Raw genomic sequence first — 18,907 nt, forward strand, 5'->3', positions numbered from 1 at the left:
TCGTCTGATTGAGGCCTATCACTTTGAGCCAGGCCCGCAAGCTTGCGCTTTCTTCCCGCCTTTGCTTGTGGGTTGCGGGCCTGGCTCAAAGTGATTTTTGTGGCCTCAGGCGACGGGATGACCACCAGCTCAGGCTTCGGCGGGGACGGCTTCCGGCTGCTCGGTGGCGGCTGAGGCGAACACCTCTGCTGGTTCTGGGAACAGCTTCACCAGTACCGGATATGCCACCGCTGCCGTCGCCAACGTCACCAGCAGGCTCACGTCCACTCCGCCCGCTATGTCTCGCAGGGGTCCCGCGATCATCGGCGTGTTCGCGCACAGCAGCCCCAGCGTTGTCGCCGGGATCCAGGCCGCCATCGCGCGCCAGTTCACGCCGCGGGTGAACCAGTAGCGGCCGCCCTTGCGGCCCTCGTTGAACACCTGCAGGTCCGCCACGTCGTAGAAGCCGCGCCGCTGGCGGAAGCCGATCATCATGATCACCATCCACGGTGATGTGCACAGCACGATCAGCGTCGCGAACGCGTTGATGCTCGACACCATGTCCAGCACGAAGTTGCCGACGAAGATGAACGCCACGCTCAGCGTTCCGATCAGCAGCGTTGCCTGGACCCGGGACAGCTTCGGGAAGATCGAACTGAAGTCCAGGCCCGTCCCGTACAACGACGTCGTGCCCGTGGACAGGCCGCCGATCAGGGCCACCACAATCAGCGGGATCGCGTACCACAGCGGGGACACCGCCGTCAGGCCCGTGATGTAGTCGGCCGGGTCGGCCACCAGGGTTGCCGTTGCGATGCCGAAGCCGAACGGCAGCAACGTCGCCACCTGCGCGAGGAACGGCGCTGCCAGCAGAGAACGTTTGCTGAAAGATGAAGGGATGTAACGGGCCCAGTCGCCGAGGAACGCGCCGAACGAGATCGGGTTGGCCAGGGCCGTCAGGGCCGCCAACGTGAACGTCGGCCAGAACGTGCCCAGTGCGTACGTCCCTGTGCCCGCGTAACCCTGGTCGAACGTGCCGCCATAGGCGACGATCCCGAGCAGCATGATCGCCGTGCCGAGCACCACCGCTACCCGGTTGACCAGGAGCATGAACCGGTAGCCGTAGATGCAGACGACCAGCGTCGCGATCGCGATGAGCCCGTACGCCACGGCCCGTAGTGCCGCGCCGCCGTCGAAGCCGAACAGCCGTTGTGCCGCGCCGGCCACCGCGTCGCCGCTTACCCAGACCGAGATCGCGAAGAACGTTATTGCCGTCAGCAGGGACAGGAACGAGCCGACGCAGCGGCCGACCACGCCGAAGTGTGCGCCCGAGGACACCGCGTTGTTCGTGCGCGTCCGTGGGCCGAACAACGCCATCGGTGCCAGTACCAGCCCGCCGACGACCACGCCGAGCGCTGTCGCCAGTGCCGCGTCGCGGAAGCTCAGCCCGTACGCGATCGGGAGTGTGCCCAGGATGATCGTCGCGAACGTGTTCGCGCCGCCGAACGCCATCCGGAACAGGTCGCGCGGGCGCGATGTCTGCTCCTCCGGGGGGATCGGGGCGATGCCGTGCTGCTCGACCTCGGTGATCTTGTCGCTCATGCGAACCTCGTCATCACGTGCTTGACGCGGGTGTACTCGGCGAAGGCGTATCCGGAGAGGTCCTTGCCGTGGCCGGAGTGGCCGAACCCGCCGTGCGGCATCTCGGCCACCAGCGGTCCGTGCGTGTTGACCCACACGCAGCCGAAGTCCAGCTCGGCCGACACCCTCGCGGCGACGCCGAGGTCGTTCGTCCAGACCGACGACGCCAGTCCATAAGGGACTCCGTTGGCCAGCTCGACGCCCGAAGCTTCGTCCGAAAAGGACTGGACGGTGATGACCGGGCCGAAGATCTCCTCCTGGACGATCTCGTCGTCCTGGTGGAGGCCGGAAACCACCGTGGGGGCGAAATAGAAGCCCCGAGAACCGAACCGCGTCCCGCCGGTCTCGATCCGCGCGTGCGAAGGCAGCCGTGAGATCAAGCCCTCGACGCGCGAGAACTGTGCCGCGCTGTTGAGCGGCCCGTAATCGACGCCCGGCGTCTGAGCTGAAGCAGCCTTCGCCAGCGAAGCGACGAAGTCGTCGTGGATCGACTCGTGCACCAGCACCCGGCTGCCCGCCGTGCAGTCCTGCCCGGCGTTGTAGAACGCCGCGCCCACGATGCCTTCCACCGCCGACGCGACGTCGACGTCCGGGAACACCAGCAGCGGTGCGTTGCCGCCCAGCTCCAGGTGGGTGCGCTTGAGGTCGGCGGCCGCGACGGTCGCGACATCGATGCCCGCCCGCGTCGACCCGGTGATCGACACCAGCTCGGTGATCGGGTGGCGCACCAGCGCCCGGCCGGTGTCGCGGTCGCCGGTCAGCACGGTGAACGCCCCCGCGGGCAGGAACTCCGCGGCCACGCGAGCCAGCAGCACGGCGGTCGACGGCGTCGTCTCGGCCGGCTTGAGCACCACCGTGTTGCCCGCGGCCAGCGCCGGCGCGATCTTCCAGACCGCCATCATCAGCGGGTAGTTCCACGGCGCGATCTGCGCGCAGACGCCCACCGGCTCGCGGCGGATCACCGACGTGTGGCCGGGTGTGTACTCCCCGGCGGCCGTGCCCTCCAGGTGCCGCGCGGCGCCGGCGAAGAACCGCAGCGCGCTCACGCACTCCGGGATCTCCTCCTCCAGCACGACCGACCGGATCTTGCCCGTCTCGCGCACCTCGAGGTCGGCGAACTCCGAAGCTCGCGCTTCGAGGGCGTCGGCGATCTTCAGCAGGGCCAGCTGCCGCTGCGCCGGAGTGCTGCGCCGCCAGACCGCAAACGCTTGCGCCGCGGCTTCGAGCGCCGTGTCCACATCGGACTGCGAGGCGATCGCGCTGGTGCCGAACACCTCGCCCGTCGCCGGGTCGGTCAGGTCGAGCGTGCGGGCGTCGGTCATGCCTTCTCCAGGTGGGTCGGCGCGAACAGCTTCAGCAGGGCGGGGAGGACGACCACGGACGGCCCGGGCGTGCGCAGCGCTTCGGCGAGGTCCGCACCCACCGTGTCCAGAGTGGACAACGTCGCGGGCACGCCGAACGACGAAGCCAGGGCCACGAAGTCGGGCCGGGCCAGCTCGGTGGCCGTCGTGTGGCCGAACGCGTCGGTGAGGTACTCGCGCAGGACGCCGTAGCCGCCGTCGTCGACGACCAGCCACGTCACGTCGAGGCCGTGCTGGACCGCGGTGGCCAGCTCGGCGACGCCGTACATCGCGCCGCCGTCACCGGACACGGCGAGCGTCGTGCCCCCGGCGGCCGCGCCGCCGAGCGCGCCCGGCAGGCCGTAGCCCAGCCCGCCCGCGCCCTGCGCGGTGTGGATCGGCGCGCCCTCGGGGTTCCACGCCGACCAGGCCCAGTACGCGGCGATCGTCATGTCCCAGAACGTCTGCGTGCCCTCGGGCAGCGCCGCGCGGATGTCGTCGATCAGCTTGCGCTCGACGGCCAGGTCCTGACCGTCCAATCGCGACTCCACGGACGACACCAGCGAAGCGACGGCGGCTTCCGCCCGGCCGTCGGACGCCCGCATCGGCACCCACTCCAGCAGCGCCCGCAGCGTGAGCTTGACGTCGGCGTGGATGCCCAGGCCCGGGTAGTTCGACTCCAGCTTGCCGAGGTCGGCCTCGACCTGGATCACCTGGCCGCGCGGGGCGAACTCGCGGTAGTTGCTGGACAGCTCGCCCAGCCCCGAGCCGAGCACCAGCAGGACGTCCGCGGAAGCGAGGAACTCCGTGGTGTGCCAGTCCTCCATCCACGACCGCCCGGACAGCTCGTGGTCCCAGCCGAAGACGCCCTTGCCGCCGAAGGTCGAGATCACCGGGGCGCGCAGGGCCTCGGCCAGCGCCGTCAGCTCGGCGTGCGCGCCGGACCGCAGCGCGCCGCCGCCCGCCAGGATCACCGGGTTCGACGCCGCGGCCAGCAGATCGGCCGCCGCGGTGACCAGCTCGGGCAGCGGTTCCAGCGGTGGGGGAGTGGCCGCCACCGACGTGATCGGCGGGAGCCCGGCCGGGCCGAGCAGGACGTCCTGCGGGATCTCGACCCACACCGGGCCGTACGGCGCCGTCGCGGCCGACGTCCACGCCTCCCGCAACGCCGACGGGATCTGGCTCGCGCGGCGCACGACGTGCACCGACTTCACGACGTCCCGGAAGCTCGCCTGCTGGTCGGGCAGCTCGTGCAGGTAACCGTGCCGACCGCCGCCGAGCCCGGTGACCGGGACCTGGCTGGAGATGCCGAGCACCGGCACCGACGCCGCGCGGGACTCCTGCAGGGAAGCCAACGTCAGCAGCGCGCCCGGCCCGGTCGAGACGAGCAGGGGCGTCACCGGGACCGGGCCGTCGGGGTTCGCCGCGAGCCGGGCGCGGGCGTGCCCGTCGGCGGCGAAGGCGAGGTTGTTCTCGACGCGTCCGCTGATCACCCGCAGGTCGCCGGCTCGCCGCAGCGCCTCGAACAGGCCGAGCGCGTGCTGGCCCGGCAGGCCGAACACGGTGTCGGCGCCCAGCGCGCGGAGGGTTTCGACGACGACGTCGCCGCCGATGCGGTCGGTATCGGTCATGCGCTCTTTCCCAACGACAGCAGGCTCACCAGGTCGTAGGCGACGTGGGAGGCCGCGATGGCGGTGATCTCGGCGTGATCGTAGGCGGGGGCCAGCTCGACGACGTCGGCTCCGATCAGGTTGAGATCGCGCAGCCCGCGCAGGATTTCGAGCAGCTCGCGGCTGGTCATGCCGCCCGCCTCGGGGGTGCCGGTGCCGGGGGCGTGGGCCGGGTCGAGCACGTCGATGTCGACCGAGATGTAGAGCGGCCGGTCGCCGATGCGCTGCCGCAGCGCGTCCACGGTCTCGGTGACGCCGCGGCGCAGGACGTCGCCGGAGGTGACGATGCCGAAGCCGAGCCGGCGGTCCTCTTCGAGGTCCCGCTTGCCGTACAGCGGCCCGCGCGTGCCGACGTGCGAAAGCGCGCTCGTGTCGAGGATGCCTTCCTCCGACGCCCGCCGGAACGGGGTGCCGTGGGTGTACGGCTCGCCGAAGTAGGTGTCCCAGGTGTCGAGGTGCGCGTCGAAGTGCAGCAGGGCGACGGGCCCGTGCTGCTTCGCCGCGGCCCGCAGCAGCGGCAGCGCGATGGTGTGGTCGCCGCCGACCGTCACCAGCCGCGTCCCGTTCGCCTGCAGCGCCTCGGCTTCCTGCTGCAGCGTCTCGATCGCTTCGCCGATGTTGAACGGGTTGACCGCGATGTCCCCGGCGTCGACGACCTGTTTCTCTTCGAACGGCGAGACGTCCAGCTCCGGGTGGTACGGCCGCAGCAGCCGGCTCGCCTCGCGCACCGCCGCCGGGCCGAACCGCGCGCCGGGCCGGTAGGAGACGCCGGAGTCGAAGGGCACCCCGACGACGGCGACGTCGGCGTGCTCGACCTGGTCGATCCGCGGCAGCCGCGCGAAGGTCGCGAAGCCGGCGAACCGGGGGACGCGCGACGAGTCGAGGGGTCCGATGTTAGGCACTGCTGGGCTCCTGTTCCCGGGTTTCGGTGGTGGTGTCTTCGCCGCTGAGGCGGCGGGTCCAGACGGCGAGGATCGAGTCGGCCGTGCGGGGCGTGGCGAAGCTGACGGCCAGGTAGACGACCAGGCTCGCGCCGAGGCCCCAGTAGATCGGGGTGTTGGCGTCGACGCCGTCGATGATCATGAAGGCGACGACGGACACCGTGCCGGCGACCATCGACGCGTACGCGCCCTGCCGGGTGCCGCGCTTCCAGAACAGCGCGCCGATGATCGCGACCAGCAGGCCGCCGACGAGGATGTCGTAGGCGATGGTGAGGGCGTTGACGACGTCGTCGACGATCATCGCGATGCCGATCGCGAGCAGCCCCAGCACCAGCGTGGCGATCCGGTTGCGGCTGACCTCGCCGCCCTTCTTGAGGCCGAGCTTGGTCAGCAGGTCCGACGTCGTGGTGGTGGAGCAGGCGATCAGCGCGCCGCTCGCGGTCGACATCATCGCCGACAGCGCGGCGGCCAGCACCAGGCCGCGGACGCCGGTGGGCAGCAGGCGTTCGACGATCGTCGCGAAGGCGTCCTGCGCGCTCGCGAGGTCCGGGTAGAGCGCGTGCGCGGCGGTGCCGATCAGGGCGCCGGCGAGGCCGTAGACCAGGCAGTAGACGCCGGAGGTGATGCCGCCGGACGTCGCGATCGCCGGGGTGCGGGCGGTGAACACGCGCTGCCAGATGTCCTGGCCGATCAGCAGGCCGAAGGTGTAGATGACGAAGTAGGTGATGATCGTGTCGGTGCCGATCGAGGTGAAGCTGAAGAAGCTCGCGTCGAGCTTTTCGCTCATGCCTTCGAAGCCGCCCGCGGAAGAGATCGCGACCGGCAGCAGGATCGCCAGGATGCCGATGGTCTTGATGACGAACTGGGCGATGTCGGTGAGCGTGATCGACCACATGCCGCCGAGCACCGAGTAGAGCACGACGATCGAGCCGCCGATCGCGATGCCGGCCCAGTTCGGCAGGTTGAAGAGGACCTTGAAGATGGTCGCGAAGGCCAGCGTCGAGGTGACTGTGAGCATCAGGGTGTAGCCCCACATGACGACGCCGGACACGGCGCTGGTGCGGCCGCCGTAGCGCAGGTCGAGCATCTCGCCGACGGTGTAGACCTTCAGCCGGACCAGCCGCCGCGCGAACAGCGCGTGCAGCACCAGGATGCCGACGCCGATGCTGACGACCAGCCACATCCCGGAGATGCCGTAGGTGTAGCCGAGCTTCACGCCGCCGACGGTGGACGCGCCGCCGAGCACGACGGCCGACATCGTGCCGGAGTACATGAACCAGCCGAGCCGGCGGCCGGCGACGAGGTAGTCGGACTTCGTCTTCGCGAGCCGGAGGCCGTACCAGCCGACCCCGAGCATGCCCGCGATGTACAGGGCGATGACCACGTAGTCCCCGGTCACGGCGTCCTCCTTGCCTCGGTGTTGTTCGGGTCACCGTAGGTTCGCGCGCACCGGGTTCGGCATGGGATGATTCGTCCTCAAGTCGACTTTCTGGAGACGGAATGACCCAGAACCTGGATCCGTTGTCTTCCGAAGTGAATGTCCCGTTACGGGCGGTGGTCGGCAACCGGGAGCTCGCGCTGCACGTCGTCCGCGAGACCCTGCGGCCGGGCGCGCTGGACGCGCCGGTGCGCTGGGCGCACGTCAGCGAGCTGCAGGACCCCGCGCCCTACCTGGTCGGCGGCGAGCTGATCCTCACCGCCGGGGTGAACCTGCCGGCGGAGGTCGACCGGTACGTGCGGGGCCTGCGCGACGCCGGCGTGACGGCGCTCGGCTTCGGACTCACCCCGAACGTGTTCGAGACGCTGCCCGAGCCGCTGCGCCGGGCCTGCGCGCGGTACGGCCTGCCGTTGCTGGTGGTGCCCACGCGGACGCCGTTCCTGGCGATCAACCAGGCGGTTTCGGTCGCGCTGACCGAGGCGGCGCAGCGGGAACAGCGGCGGATCACCGCCGCCCGCGAGACGCTGACGCGCGCCGCGGGCGGCGGGCTGGGCGAGCTGACCTCGTCACTGGCGAAGCTGCTGGAGTCATGGGTCGCGCTGGTCGGCGCCGGGGACGTCCTCGCCTCGGCGCACGACGCGCCCACGCCGCTGCCGCCCGCGGTGCGGGAGCTGATGGCGACGGTGCGGGCGGGCAGCGGGATCCGCAGCGCGACCACCGAGCTGGACGGCGGGTTCGTCGTGGTCCAGCCGGTGTACCCGCAGGCCACCGCGTCGCACCTGGTCGTGCTCGGCCGCGCCGGGCGCTTCGACGGCGCCGACCGCGCGATCCTCGCCGTCGGCGCGGCCCTGCTCGGCCTGGTCGGGCGGGCGGGGTCCGACGCGGCCGAGCTGGGCGCGGCGGCGACCGGCCTGCTGCTCGGCCGGACGTCGGCCCGGGAGGTGGCGCGGGCGCTGGTGGGCTCCGAGGTCGTCCGGCTGATCGCCGGCGCGGCCTACCGGCGGGGCCCCGGCGAGGGGGCGCAGCGCCCGGACTGGCTGCGCGCGCGGCTGGACACACCGCTGGTTTCGGTGCTGCCCGGCCCCGCTTTCGTGGCCATCGTGGGCACCGCGCCGTCGCTCGCGGTGCTCGAAGACCTCCGCTCCTTCGGCTGGCTGGCCGCGGCCGGGTCGCCGGCACCGGCCGACCGTCTCGAGGAGGCGGAGGTCGACCTGCTGCTGGCGCGGGCCCGCACGCTCGGCCGCCCGATCGTCGCCGGTTCGTCGGACTTCGACGCGCTGCTGGCCCCGGGCGCCGCGGCGGGCTTCGCCGCGAAGGCCCTCGAACCGCTTGTCGCACTGGACGCGGCGGGCGACCGCGAGCTGGTGCTGACGCTGCGGACGTGGCTGGCCCACCACGGCGGCTGGGAGCCGACCGCGGCCGAGCTGGGCGTGCACCGCAACAGCGTCCGGCACCGGATCGCGCAGGTGGAGAAGGCGCTGGGGGTGGATCTGGCGGACCCGGAGATCCGGATGCGGCTGTGGTTCGCCCTGCGGTGGGCCTCACCGGACGCACATCGTCCTTAAAGGGCACTCTCAGGAAAATATGGAATTGTGGTCTCGTGCGAGTTTTGGTAGTCGAGGACGAAGAACCCCTGGCCGATGCGATCGCCCGCGGGCTGCGCCGTGAGGGAATGGCGGTGGACGTCGCGCTCACCGGGGACGACGGGCACGAAAAGGCCGCCGTCACGCGGTACGACGTCGTGTTGCTGGACCGGGATCTGCCCGGAATGTCCGGCGACGAGCTGTGCCGGGAGATCGTCGCGTCCGGGGAGCTGACCCGGGTGCTGATGCTGACCGCGAGCAGCTCGGTGTCGGATCGCGTCGACGGGCTGTCGCTCGGCGCCGACGACTACCTCGCGAAGCCGTTCGCCTTCCCCGAGCTGGTCGCCCGGGTGCGGGCGCTGGGCCGGCGCGCCACGCCGGCCGCGCCGCCGCTGCTCACCGCCGGGGACGTCGAGCTGGACCCGGCCAAGCGCACCGTGCGCCGCGCGAGCGGGCCGGTCGAGCTGACGCGCAAGGAGTTCGGCGTGCTCGAGGTGCTGCTGTCGGCCGCCGGTTCGGTGGTCAGCAGCGAGGAGCTGCTCGAGCGAGTGTGGGACGAGAACGCCGACCCGTTCACGACGACCGTCCGGGTCACCGTCATGACGCTGCGCAAGAAGCTCGGCGAGCCGGGGATCATCGAGACCGTCGTCGGCTCCGGGTACCGGGTGCCGGAGCCCGGCGCACCACGCGCGTGAACCTGCCGGGCACCCGCAGCCTTCGCGCCCGGATCACCCTGCTGGCGACCGTCCTGGTCGCCGCCGTCAGCCTGCTGCTGCTCTGGCTGGCCTGGACGCTGGTCCGGGACTCGCTCGACAACGTCCCGCAGATGCCGCCGGGCAGCGTGGTCGTCGTCGACGGCGTCCAGGTCGACGCGTCGACGCTCGCCGAGCACCTGCGCGTGCACGCCCGCAACCGGATGCTGCTGTTCGGGTCGGTCGCGTTCCTGCTGGTGGTCGCGGCCGCGGCGATCCTCGCCTGGACGTTCACCTCGCGCGTGCTGCTGCCGCTGCGCGAGATCACCGGCACCGCGCGGCGGCTGTCGGTCGAGTCGCTGGGGGAGCGGATCGGCGAGGTGCGTTCGCGCGACGAGCTGGCCGAGCTGGCGGGCACGTTCGACGACATGCTCGACCGGCTCCAGTCCGCGTTCGACGCGCAGCGCCACTTCGTCGCGAACGCGAGCCACGAGCTGCGGACGCCGCTGGCGGTGATCCGCACGGAGCTCGACGTCACCCTTTCCGACGACGACGCGGACGAAGCCGAGCTGCGCCGGATGGGCGGGGTGGTCCGCGACGCGACTGAGCGAGCCGGGCAGCTGGTGAACTCGTTGCTGCTGCTGGCCCGCACGGACGGCGCCGGCCTCGGCGTCCGCGAGCCGGTCGACCTGGCGGCGGTCGTCGACCGGGCCTGGCGCGCGGCGCGCACGGAAGCCGATCAGCGCGGGATCCGGGCGACGTTCGCGGTGACGCCGGCACCGGCGTTCGGCGACCCGGCGCTGCTCGAACGGATCGCGGGCAACCTGCTGGAGAACGCGGTCCGCCACAACGTCGAGGGCGGCTGGCTGGAGGTCGTGACGCAGCCGGGCCCGCAGTGGTCGATGCTGCGGGTGCGCTCATCGGGCGGGCTGCTCGACCCGGCAGCGGTCCCGGAGCTGTTCGAGCCGTTCCGCCGGGCCGGGGTGGCCCGCACGGCCCGCCACGGCGCGGGTCTGGGCCTGTCGATCGTCCGCGCGGCGGTCGCGGCCCACGGCGGAAGCGTGACGGCGGAACCCATCGTGGGCGGCGGCCTGGGCGTGACGGTCCACCTCCCGGTCCGCTAGTCGTGAGTGAGAAACAGGGTTAGAACACTGTTTCTCACTCACGACCGCTCAGCGCGAGGCCGGCGCGGAGGACTCCCGCCGCGTGGACCATCGCCGCTCGGGCGTCCGGGTCGATGCCGACTCGGTTCGCGAAGCCGTGCAGCTGCCCTTCGTGCCGTCGGTGCACCAACGGAACTCCTGCCGACGCGAGGCGGAGAGCGTAGGCCTCGCCTTCGTCGCGGAGCAGGTCGAAGCCGCACGTTGCCACGTACGTCGGCGGGAGGCCCTCCAGTTGGTCGTCGTACAGCACCGATGCCCGCGGGTCCTTGTACAGCGCCGGGTCTCGCACGTATTGCGAGCGGTACCAAGCCCATTCGTCGCGGTCGAGACGGAAACCCGACCCGAACTGCCGGTGCGACGACGACTCGCCCAGCGCGTCCGTCGCCGGGGTGAGCAGCAGGCTGAACGTCGGCTTCGGCAGCTCGCCGCGGGCTGCCGCGTGGGCCACCACCGCCGCCAGGTTGCCGCCGCTGCTGTCGCCGCCCACCGCGAGCCGCGCCGGGTCGATGCCGAACTCCGGCGCGTGGGAAAAGACGTGGGCGAACGCCGCCACCGCGTCCGATGCCGCCGCCGGGAACGGGTGTTCCGGGGCCAGCCGGTAGCCGATCGACACCACGCGCACCCCGGCCTCCTCGGCCAGCAGGCGGCACGCGCCCTCGTGCGTGTCCAGGCTGCCGAGGACGAACCCGCCGCCGTGGAAGTACACCAGCGCCGGCCCGGGCGCCGGGACCCCGGCCGGCTCGTACAGCCGCAGCGGCAGCGGGCCGCCCGGCCCGGGCCACGTCGAGTCGTGCGTCCGCACCCCGCGGCAGATCCCGGCGCCGGCCAGCGCACCCGCCAGGTTCAGCTCGGCCCGGGCCCGCGCGAGGCTGCCGTTCCGGTGCGGCGCGTCGAACGGCGCCAGCCGCGACACCCGCATCAGCACCCGGGCGCTCAGCACCGGCTGCCGCCCGTCGACCACCACGGGATGGCCGGCCAGCACGCGGAGCACCGGCGAAGGCAGCCGCAGCAGCCACCGCAGCCCGGTCATCACCGCTCGGACGAGCAGTGGTCTGGCGAGTCCGTTCAGCACACGTCCACGAAAATCGGGTTCGCGTACAACCACAAGTCCTCGAACGGGTTCGCCTGTCCGATAACGTCCGGTGTGGGCTCGGAATCCCCGTTCGTCCCGCGGACCCGCGCGTAGAACGGCGAACGCACGTTCCGGAAGGTGTGCCGGAAGACGACCTGCCGCCCGGGCGCCCACCGCGGCTCGAACGACTCGACGACCCGGGTGCCCGGCGCCGTCATCGTGTCGGGGTCGGCGACCGGTCCGGTGACTGGTCCCGCGACGACGTCCAGGCGCGTCAGCCGCGGCACCGAGCCGCCGCCGTTCGGCCGCGACGCGAGCCGCGCCGACAGCACGACCGTGACGTCCGAACCCCGCCGCACCCGCAGCCGCCCGCCCAGCGTCGCCGAAGCGCCATCGCCGTACGCGCCGACCTGGAGGTCTTGGGCCAGCCCGCCGTGCGTCAGCCAGATCCGCCCGGCCCGCAGGCCCTCCAGGACGCCTTCGAGGCTGCGCCGCGTCACGCCGACGTACGTGCGGCTGAACTCCCCGGGGTAGAAGTCGGCGTACGGCGCGAGCAGCTGTGGGGAGCCGGTGTCGACCGGGTCCGGGAACTTCCCGTGCGTGTCGTACCAGTCATCCGCGACCTGTGGTCGCACCAGCGTGTCGCCGCGGTTGTAGTGCGAGTCGGAGTTCGTGGTGATCCACCACGGCTTGCCCTCGGCGAGCAGCGAGTCCCACAGCCCGCCGACCTTCGCCGTCGCCCAGTCCCAGCCGCCGAACGTCCGGTACGCCTCGGCCGGGAAGCCCGGCCACGAGTTCGGGCCGGGAGCATTCGCGTAGCCGCCGCGGGCGCCGCCGTTGCCGAGCGGCTTCGGGAAGCCGTCCGCCTGTGCGCCGGGCGCGCCCTCCATGCCGATCACGATGCCGGGCGCCGCGTCGCGGTACGCGCGCAGCTCGTGCGGGGCGACGCGGCCGTTGCGCAGCGGGTGGTTGACCAGCACGACCGGTGCGTGGATCCGCTTCGCCTGTTCCTCCGAAGCGAGCCAGCGCAACGCCCGCAGCGCGAGGGCCTCGTTCGCCGGGCTCGACGCCTCCGAGCCCGTCAGCCGCCAGTCGAAGGTCCGCTCGAACTCGCGCAGCTTCGCCGCCTGCCGGTCACCGGCCTGGAAGAACACCGTCGCGTGCTCGGCGCCCGGGACGTTCCACTCCATGCCGTGCCACAGCAGCAGGTCCGGGTACTTCCGCCGAGCGGCGAGGAAATCCGCTTCCGTCGGCTCGACCGACGCCTTCTCGTGCTCGGCGTGGCCGTGGTCGGTGAAGACGATCCAGTCCGCGCCGTGCGCCCGCCCGCCGCGGGCGATCTGGTCGATCCGGTACATCGCGTCGTAGGAGTACTGGCTGTGCGTGTGGTGGTCGCCCACCAGCCACTGGTAGCGGCCGCACAGGCGGTCCAGCTCGGAGCTCCCGGAGGTGGGGAGGGGAATGCCCGCGGCGGCGGCCGCGAGCCCGGCGCCCTTGAGGAACCGGCGTCTGTCGGTGGTCACGCGCGGACGCTAAGCCGCCGGGGTGAACGGGCGGTGTCCCGGCGGCCAACGTGTGCTGTGATCTTGGGCGTGACGGAAAAGCCGCTGGTCCGCGTCGTGGTGCCGGTCTTCGCGCTGGCTTTGGCGGCCGGGGTGGGGCTGGCCTTCGGCGTCGCGGCCCTGAAGCGGCCGCCGGACCTGCCGGTGGACACGAACCCGGTGCCGCTCGCCGGGCACACCCTGTGCGCGGCGGTCGTCCTGGTCTTCCCGTCCGACGCCGAGATGCAGGGGGCCGCGCGGTCCTTCCACGACGACGCGAAGGCGCGGCGGGTGTTCGTCGACCCGCCTTCGGTCTCGCTGCTCGCCGTCCCGGGCACCGACCTGATGGCCTGGGCCCGGGAGCTGCACGCCCGCTTCCGGACCGCCGAGCGGGTGACGGTGATCGACTCCGACACGACGGCGGCGCAGCTGAAACTCACCGCGCCGCCGCCGAAGTGCCCTCGAGAGGGCGAGTACTAGTCAGCCGGGACCGAAGCGACGCCCGGGGCGAGGAACGGCTTGCCGTTCACGCGCTCGGAGACGCCGGAGCGGTCCAGGTACGGCGTGATGCCGCCGTTCCAGAACGGCCAGCCGGCCCCGAGGATCAGGCACAGGTCGATGTCCTGCGCCTCGGCGACCACGCCCTCGTCGAGCATGATCCGGATCTCCTCGGCGATGGCGGACAGCGCCCGGTCGCGCACCTGCTCCGAAGTGGACGGAGAGTCTCCCTGCGTCCACAGCTCGACGACCTCGGGGTCGGGCGACTGGTTGCCCTTGTCGTCCCAGACCCAGACGCCCTTCTTGCCCGCCTTGACGAACTTGGCGAGGCTGTCGGACACGGTGAAGCGGTCCGGGAACGCCTCGTGCAGCGTCTCGCCGACGTGCAGCGCGATGGCCGGGCCGACGAGCTGCATCAGCGTCAGCGGCGACATCGGCAGGCCGAGCGGCTCGAGCGCGCCGTCGGCGACCTCGAACGGCGTGCCCTCGTCGACGGCCACCAGCACCTCGCCCAGGAAGCGCAGCAGAAGCCGGTTGACGACGAACGCCGACGCGTCCTTCACCAGCACGCTGGACTTCTTGAGCTGCTTGCCGACCGAGAACGCCGTCGCGAGGGACGCGTCGTCGGTCTGCTCGCCGCGGACGATCTCCAGCAGCGGCAGCACGGCGACCGGGTTGAAGAAGTGGAAGCCGACCACGCGCTCGGGGTGCTGCAGCTTCGACGCCATCGCGGTGATCGACAGCGACGACGTGTTCGTCGCCAGGATCGCCTCGGGCTTGACGTGCTGCTCCAGCTCGGCGAACACCTGCTGCTTGACGCCCAGCTCCTCGAACACCGCCTCGATGACGAAGTCGGCGTCGGAGAACGCGGCCTTGTCGAGCGAGCCGGAGACCAGCGCCTTGAGCCGGTTGGCGCCGTCCGGGGAGACGCGCTTCTTGGCCAGGAGCTTGTCGATCTCGTCGTGGACGTACCCGACGCCCTTGTCGACGCGCGCCTGGTCGACGTCGGTCAGCACGACCGGCACCTTGAGGCGGCGCACGAACAGCAGCGCGAGCTGGCTGGCCATCAGGCCGGCGCCGACGATGCCGACCTTGTTCACCTTGCGCGCCAGGTTCCGGTCCGGCGCGCCGGCCGGGCGCTTGGCGCGCTTGTTGACCAGGTTGAACGAGTACAGCCCGGCGCGCAGGACGTCGGACATGAGCAGCTCGGCGAGGCCGTCGGTCTCGGCCGCGTAGCCGCGGTCGAGGTCGTTCTCGCGAGCCAGGTCCAGCAGCTCGACGGCCTTGGTGGCACCCGGCGACGCACCGTGCGTGCGACCGTCCACAAGGGACTTGGCGCGGGCGATCGCGGCGTCCCACTCGGAGTCGCGGTTGATTTCGCGGCGCTCCGGGGTGATCTCGCCGTTCACCACCTTCGCCAGCCACAGCAGCGACTGCTCGAGGTAGTCGGCGCTGCCGAAGACCGCGTCGACGATGCCGAGCTCGGCCGTCTTCTTGACGTTGAGCATCTTGTTCTGAGCCAACGCGTTCTCGATGATCACCGTGACGGCGGCGTCCGGCCCGATGAGGTTCGGCAGCAGCTGCGTGCCGCCCCAGCCCGGGAACAGGCCGAGGAAGACCTCGGGGAACGCGATCGCGGCGGTGTTCTCCGAGAGCGTCCGGTAGTGGCAGGACAGCGCGAGCTCGAGGCCGCCGCCCATGACCGCGCCGTTGATGAACCCGAAGGTCGGGATCTTCGTCTCGGTGAGGCGGCGGAAGACGTCGTGCCCGGTCTGGGCGATCTCGCGCGCCAGCTTCGGGTCGCTGACCGACTCGACGCCGGACAGGTCCGCGCCGACGGCGAAGATGAACGGCTTGCCGGTGACGGCGATCGCGGCCGGCTCGGCCTCGAACGCCTTGTCCAGCGCGGCGTTCAGGGAGACGAGCCCCTGCGGGCCGAAGGTGTTCGGCCGGGTGTGGTCGTGGCCGTTGTCGAGCGTGATCAGCGCGACGGGCTTCTCGAGCCCGGGCACCTTCACCAGCCGCGTGACGGCGTTGGTGACGACCTCGTCCGGGAACGCGGCCTTCGCCTCTTCTGCGGTGAAAGTCATTACTTCGCCCCCTGGAAGGCCGGGTTTTCCCAGATCACGGTGCCGCCCATGCCGATGCCGATGCACATCGTGGTCATGCCGTACTGAACGTCGGGCCGCTCGGCGAACTGGCGGGCCAGCTGCGTCATGAGCCGGACGCCGGACGACGCCAGCGGGTGGCCGCACGCGATCGCGCCGCCCCACTGGTTGACGCGCGGGTCTTCGTCATCGATGCCGAAGTGGTCGAGGAAGGCCAGCACCTGCACGGCGAAGGCCTCGTTGATCTCGAACAGGCCGATGTCGTCGATGGACAGGCCGGTGCGCTTGAACAGCTTCTCGGTGGCCGGCACCGGGCCGATGCCCATGACCTCCGGCTCGACGCCGGCGAAGGAGTAGCCGACCAGCCGCATCGCGACCGGCAGGCCCAGCTCGCGGGCGGTCTCCTCGTCGGCGAGGATCGAGGCGGTCGCGCCGTCGTTGAGGCCGGCCGCGTTGCCCGCGGTGATCCGGCCGTGCGGGCGGAACGGCGTCTTCAGCCCGGCGAGGGTTTCGAGCGTGGTGCCCGGGCGGGGCGGCTCGTCCTCGGTGGCCAGGCCCCAGCCCAGTTCCTTCGAGCGCGTGGCGACGGGGACCAGTTCGGGGCCGATCTTGCCGGTCTTGACGGCTTCGGCGTAGCGCTCCTGGCTGCGCGCGGCGTAGGCGTCGGTGCGCTGCTTGGTGATCGCCGGGAAGCGGTCGTGCAGGTTCTCGGCGGTCTGGCCCATGACGAGCGCGGTCGGGTCGACGAGCTTGTCGGCGATGATCCGCGGGTTCGGGTCGACACCCTCGCCCATCGGGTGGCGGCCCATGTGCTCGACGCCACCGGCGATGGCGATGTCGTAGGCGCCGAAGCCGATGCCGGACGCGGCGGTCGTGACGGCGGTCATCGCGCCGGCGCACATGCGGTCGATGGCGAAGCCCGGCACGGACTTCGGCAGGCCGGCGAGCAGCGCGGCGGTGCGGCCGATGGTCAGGCCCTGGTCGCCGATCTGGGTGGTGGCGGCGATGGCCACCTCGTCGACGCGCTCGGGTGGCAGCTCCGGGTGCCGCCGCAGCAGCTCACGGATGGCGTTGACGACGAGGTCGTCGGCGCGGGTCCCGGCGTAGATGCCCTTTTCGCCGGCCTTGCCGAAGGGGGTCCGTACCCCCTCGACGAAGGCGACGGTGCGCACGCCCCGCGCGGTCGGCGCGAGCGGCGTTGCTGGTGCGGCCACGAATGCTCCATGAAGTAGAGGTCTTTGCCCGCACGATAGCCCTTGTTACCCGTCGGTAACCAGTGGTGTGGCCCGGTCGAGTGGGCTACGGCACACTCTTGGGCGTCAGGGTCTGGCCCTTCAGTAGCCACGCCACACCGAACGCCCACACCGCGACGCTCTCCAGCCACAGCGCGGGGTGCAGCTCGGGCACCAGCCGCAGCCAGCTCGTCACCGCGATGAGCACGAGCGCGGCCAGGATCACCACCCCGCACACGCGGTAGACGACCCCGGTCCCCGCCGGCTGCTCGCCGTCGTGCGGGAACAGGCGCAGGCAGAAGTACGCCAGCATCAGGAAGAACACCGCCGCGAACACCAGGTGCAGCACGCCGGACGTGCGGTCCCACGATGAAACGTCCCGATCCGGGGTCGTCGGGAAGAGCGCCAGCCCGATCGCGCCGAGGCCTGCCACCGTGCTCGCCACGTTGTCGATGAAGTCGTGGCCGTAGTAGGCGAGCAGGAACACGCCCACCGCGCACATCGCGCCGACGAAGACGTTCCCGAGATCGCTGTAGTAGTAGCCGCTGAGCGACCCGATGAGATCGCCGCCCTGGACGACCTGCTTGCCCACGATCAGGACCATCGGCAGGGCCAGGCCGATGAGCCCGATCGCGCGCCGCAGATACAAGTAGGAGTGGACGAGGGGGGTCTGGGTCGCGGTGGTCATGGGCCGCCTCCGGGGTCTCACCGAGGTCATCGGCGGTTTCCTGCCCCGGAACGAGCGTTGTTACCCGACGGCGGCCCAGATCCTCAGCTGATCGTTACGCAGTTCGGCGAACGCGCCGGTCGCGGGGTCGTGCGCGATGGGGCGGAAGCCCTCGGCGACCCCGATTCGGGCGCCGTCGGCGGGGTCCCAGATCTCGAAGCCGGCGTCGGCGGCGACGTGCAGGAGGCCGTGGTGACCCCACATCGGCCCCTTCGGACCCGCGAACATCCCGGTCCGGCGGCCGGTTCCCGCGTCGTACAGCTCGACGCCGTCGAGGAGCTCCTGCCACGCGGCGCCCATGCGCTGGACGGCGACCGTGGTGTCGTCGAGCCACGCGATCGGCTGGTCCCAGTCGCTGCTGCGGCCGGGGGTGAGATGCCGGCCCGTTTCGGCCGCGTGGACGTCGCCGCCGAGCCAGGTGCGCAGGTCGACCACCAACGGCGCGCCCACGGGCATCCAGACCCAGCCGTCCACGACCAATCGCCGTTCGGACGGGCTCACGTGGAGCGCGCCCTGGAAGTAGTCGAGGTAGTGCTCGGGAGGCTTCTCGCCGCGGTCCGGCGCCGCGGTTTCGCGGTCGGTCAGCAGTTCCCCGCCGGGCAGGGCGAACACGTCGAGCCGGTTCCAGTCCGTCCCCGCGACGACCCTGGCCGTCTCGCCTTCCCCGAGGAAGGCCAAGGGGAACCGGGTGAGCTCGTTGTCGTTCCAGTCCCGGTCGAGGTCGACGACGGTGAGCCACTCGCGCAGGTCGACGACGGTGGCGAACTGGCCGTAGTCCGAGACGACCGCCGCGTACCGGCCGTCCCGCGAGGTGTGCAGGCCGCGGCGGGGGCGGTCCGGGATGTCCCGGATGTCTTCGTAGGTCTCCGCGGGCAGCTCGACCGGACCGAGGAGCCACTGGTCGTCTTCGTCGATCCGGACGAAGCCCTCTTCGGTGAGCGCGAGCCAGCCGCCGGGCATCGGGGCCAGGCAGCCGTCGTTCACCGGCCGCACCGGGCAGGGGCGCGTCGACCAGGTTCCGCCGAGTTCCCCGTCCCGCAGCAGGATTTCGGGCTCGCCGTGCCAGGCCGCGGGAAAGCTCTCCTGGTCGGCCCGATCGGCGCAGCTCTCGCAGACGTCGACCAGCGCGGCGGGCGTGCAGAGCCCGCAGACCAGGTCGTAGCGCGTGCCCACGCCGGTCAGGTGACGCGTGGACGGGGGAGGTTCTTCGACAGCCAGGTGCGGGCAGAGGCGCAAGGTGCCGATGCGACCCGGATGGCCGCAAGGCAGGGTGTTCACGTCCTCA

15 protein-coding genes are annotated in these 18,907 nt (G+C 71.6%); 4 read left to right on the forward strand and 11 right to left on the reverse strand.

Annotated elements, in window-relative coordinates:
• Nucleotides 1-129 precede the first annotated feature (129 nt).
• From ACZ7OU_RS20395 to ACZ7OU_RS20415, 5 genes are read right to left on the reverse strand one after another with little or no spacing between them, the layout of a single operon-like run.
• Nucleotides 130-1,578, reverse strand: a complete 1,449-nt coding sequence (locus ACZ7OU_RS20395; protein WP_470256237.1) for a purine-cytosine permease family protein — start codon at nucleotides 1,576-1,578, stop codon at nucleotides 130-132.
• Complete coding sequence (locus tag ACZ7OU_RS20400; protein ID WP_470256238.1) at nucleotides 1,575-2,939, reverse strand: aminobutyraldehyde dehydrogenase; 1,365 nt, start codon at nucleotides 2,937-2,939, stop codon at nucleotides 1,575-1,577. The genes ACZ7OU_RS20395 and ACZ7OU_RS20400 overlap by 4 nt, the downstream gene beginning before the upstream one ends.
• Nucleotides 2,936-4,588, reverse strand: a complete 1,653-nt coding sequence (locus ACZ7OU_RS20405; RefSeq protein WP_470256239.1) for a thiamine pyrophosphate-binding protein — start codon at nucleotides 4,586-4,588, stop codon at nucleotides 2,936-2,938. Before ACZ7OU_RS20405 ends, ACZ7OU_RS20400 begins: the two co-directional genes overlap by 4 nt.
• Nucleotides 4,585-5,529 (reverse strand): agmatinase, encoded by a 945-nt coding sequence (speB, locus tag ACZ7OU_RS20410; protein WP_470256240.1) that lies wholly within the window; start codon nucleotides 5,527-5,529, stop codon nucleotides 4,585-4,587. Before speB ends, ACZ7OU_RS20405 begins: the two co-directional genes overlap by 4 nt.
• Complete coding sequence (locus ACZ7OU_RS20415) at nucleotides 5,522-6,967, reverse strand: sodium:solute symporter family protein (protein WP_470256241.1); 1,446 nt, start codon at nucleotides 6,965-6,967, stop codon at nucleotides 5,522-5,524. The genes speB and ACZ7OU_RS20415 overlap by 8 nt, the downstream gene beginning before the upstream one ends.
• Before the next feature lie 101 nt (nucleotides 6,968-7,068).
• Here ACZ7OU_RS20415 and ACZ7OU_RS20420 point away from each other — a divergent pair, with 101 nt between their 5' ends.
• Genes ACZ7OU_RS20420 through ACZ7OU_RS20430 form a run of 3 tightly spaced genes read left to right on the forward strand, consistent with a single transcriptional unit; the run spans nucleotide 7,069 to nucleotide 10,405 of the window.
• The gene (locus tag ACZ7OU_RS20420) at nucleotides 7,069-8,571 is read left to right on the forward strand and encodes a PucR family transcriptional regulator (RefSeq protein ID WP_470256242.1); all 1,503 of its coding nucleotides are present in this window, start codon (nucleotides 7,069-7,071) and stop codon (nucleotides 8,569-8,571) included.
• Between the two features lie 35 nt (nucleotides 8,572-8,606).
• Nucleotides 8,607-9,284 (forward strand): response regulator transcription factor, encoded by a 678-nt coding sequence (locus tag ACZ7OU_RS20425; protein ID WP_169734892.1) that lies wholly within the window; start codon nucleotides 8,607-8,609, stop codon nucleotides 9,282-9,284.
• On the forward strand, nucleotides 9,281-10,405 hold the full coding sequence (locus ACZ7OU_RS20430; protein WP_470238493.1) for a sensor histidine kinase: 1,125 nt from the start codon (nucleotides 9,281-9,283) through the stop codon (nucleotides 10,403-10,405). The genes ACZ7OU_RS20425 and ACZ7OU_RS20430 overlap by 4 nt, the downstream gene beginning before the upstream one ends.
• A 34-nt stretch (nucleotides 10,406-10,439) precedes the next feature.
• Here the strand turns inward: ACZ7OU_RS20430 and ACZ7OU_RS20435 are convergent, their stop codons facing one another.
• Together ACZ7OU_RS20435 and ACZ7OU_RS20440 are read right to left on the reverse strand one after the other, a co-directional pair.
• Nucleotides 10,440-11,516: an alpha/beta hydrolase gene (locus tag ACZ7OU_RS20435; RefSeq protein ID WP_470256243.1), complete on the reverse strand. Its 1,077-nt coding sequence runs from the start codon at nucleotides 11,514-11,516 to the stop codon at nucleotides 10,440-10,442.
• A complete protein-coding gene (locus tag ACZ7OU_RS20440) occupies nucleotides 11,510-13,039 on the reverse strand; it encodes a twin-arginine translocation signal domain-containing protein (protein ID WP_470256244.1) in 1,530 nt (509 codons plus the stop codon). The genes ACZ7OU_RS20435 and ACZ7OU_RS20440 overlap by 7 nt, the downstream gene beginning before the upstream one ends.
• A 69-nt stretch (nucleotides 13,040-13,108) precedes the next feature.
• On the opposite strand from ACZ7OU_RS20440, the gene ACZ7OU_RS20445 reads away from it, so the two are divergent.
• Complete coding sequence (locus ACZ7OU_RS20445; RefSeq protein WP_470256245.1) at nucleotides 13,109-13,537, forward strand: hypothetical protein; 429 nt, start codon at nucleotides 13,109-13,111, stop codon at nucleotides 13,535-13,537.
• Here ACZ7OU_RS20445 and ACZ7OU_RS20450 read toward each other — a convergent pair.
• The 4 genes from ACZ7OU_RS20450 to ACZ7OU_RS20465 all read right to left on the reverse strand — a co-directional run bounded on the left by ACZ7OU_RS20450 (nucleotide 13,534) and on the right by ACZ7OU_RS20465 (nucleotide 18,900).
• The gene (locus ACZ7OU_RS20450; protein ID WP_470256246.1) at nucleotides 13,534-15,645 is read right to left on the reverse strand and encodes a 3-hydroxyacyl-CoA dehydrogenase NAD-binding domain-containing protein; all 2,112 of its coding nucleotides are present in this window, start codon (nucleotides 15,643-15,645) and stop codon (nucleotides 13,534-13,536) included. The two genes, ACZ7OU_RS20445 and ACZ7OU_RS20450, sit on opposite strands and share 4 nt — an antisense overlap.
• Nucleotides 15,645-16,835 (reverse strand): thiolase family protein, encoded by a 1,191-nt coding sequence (locus ACZ7OU_RS20455; RefSeq protein WP_470257631.1) that lies wholly within the window; start codon nucleotides 16,833-16,835, stop codon nucleotides 15,645-15,647. The genes ACZ7OU_RS20450 and ACZ7OU_RS20455 overlap by 1 nt, the downstream gene beginning before the upstream one ends.
• A 127-nt stretch (nucleotides 16,836-16,962) precedes the next feature.
• The gene (locus ACZ7OU_RS20460; RefSeq protein WP_470256247.1) at nucleotides 16,963-17,583 is read right to left on the reverse strand and encodes a DUF998 domain-containing protein; all 621 of its coding nucleotides are present in this window, start codon (nucleotides 17,581-17,583) and stop codon (nucleotides 16,963-16,965) included.
• Between the two features lie 60 nt (nucleotides 17,584-17,643).
• Nucleotides 17,644-18,900: a hypothetical protein gene (locus tag ACZ7OU_RS20465; RefSeq protein ID WP_470256248.1), complete on the reverse strand. Its 1,257-nt coding sequence runs from the start codon at nucleotides 18,898-18,900 to the stop codon at nucleotides 17,644-17,646.
• Nucleotides 18,901-18,907: the final 7 nt, after the last annotated feature.

This window comes from Amycolatopsis sp. NPDC114505 (assembly GCF_055633615.1).

Excerpts from the sequence above, each read along its gene's own strand:
- ACZ7OU_RS20450 (WP_470256246.1), bottom strand. The coding sequence starts at position 15,645 with ATGACTTTCACCGCAGAAGAGGCGAAGGCCGCGTTCCCGGACGAGGTC.
- ACZ7OU_RS20460 (WP_470256247.1), bottom strand. The coding sequence starts at position 17,583 with ATGACCACCGCGACCCAGACCCCCCTCGTCCACTCCTACTTGTATCTG.
- ACZ7OU_RS20405 (WP_470256239.1), bottom strand. The coding sequence starts at position 4,588 with ATGACCGATACCGACCGCATCGGCGGCGACGTCGTCGTCGAAACCCTC.
- ACZ7OU_RS20420 (WP_470256242.1), top strand. The coding sequence starts at position 7,069 with ATGACCCAGAACCTGGATCCGTTGTCTTCCGAAGTGAATGTCCCGTTA.
- ACZ7OU_RS20395 (WP_470256237.1), bottom strand. The coding sequence starts at position 1,578 with ATGAGCGACAAGATCACCGAGGTCGAGCAGCACGGCATCGCCCCGATC.
- ACZ7OU_RS20400 (WP_470256238.1), bottom strand. The coding sequence starts at position 2,939 with ATGACCGACGCCCGCACGCTCGACCTGACCGACCCGGCGACGGGCGAG.